Source organism: Bradyrhizobium sp. 197, assembly GCF_023073375.1.
GTDB lineage: Bacteria > Pseudomonadota > Alphaproteobacteria > Rhizobiales > Xanthobacteraceae > Bradyrhizobium.
Window position 1 is genome coordinate 1 of the sequence record NZ_JADPJJ010000101.1, and the last position, 618, is coordinate 618.

The following is a 618-nucleotide window of genomic DNA, read 5'->3' on the forward strand; positions in this document are numbered from 1 at the left end:
CTGACGACAAGGCCCAATTCAGACCGGCACCCGGCAAATAGAGGCGCCTGCCATGTTGGTACATGTCCTGGCTGATACTTCCGATAAGCTCTTCGGGCTCTGCTCGGTCCTTGAAAGACAGTTCACTGTCGAGGGCGAGCGGCTCGACGTGGAGGCAAAGCTACCGCATGCGCCTGCCGCCGTCGTGATCCGTGCCGATCTACGATCTGTCGAAAACATTGCCGCACTGAAAGCGAGAGCTGCGCGTCTCGCCAAGGCCGGCAAGCGGATCTTCCTCATCGAGCAAACCTCCCGCGTTTGCATCTCGCAGGCCTACGCGCTGGGCGCCACGCTCGTTTTGCCCGGCAAGATCGATCAGATCAAGCTCATGGCCGCGCTGTCCGATCCGGCGCGGAGCGCAACTAGTTCGACATGCGACATCTCGCAGCCTAATGATGCGGTCAAGGCCGCGGCCAACGCCATCACATCGTTGTTCACTTTAGTCACACTTGGAGAGCGGATTGACGTCGACGGCACCAAGGAGGCCGGCCGCATGATCACCAACCGGATTTCCGAGCACGGGCTATCCGAATGGCTGACCACGGTGCGGCGCCATCATGAGGGAACCTACCAACACTG

Annotated in this window: 1 pseudogene; it reads left to right on the forward strand. The window is 60.4% G+C overall.

The features are described from left to right. Positions 1-52 precede the first annotated feature (52 nt). Positions 53-618, forward strand: a pseudogene (locus tag IVB27_RS24465) (hypothetical protein); the annotation flags it as partial.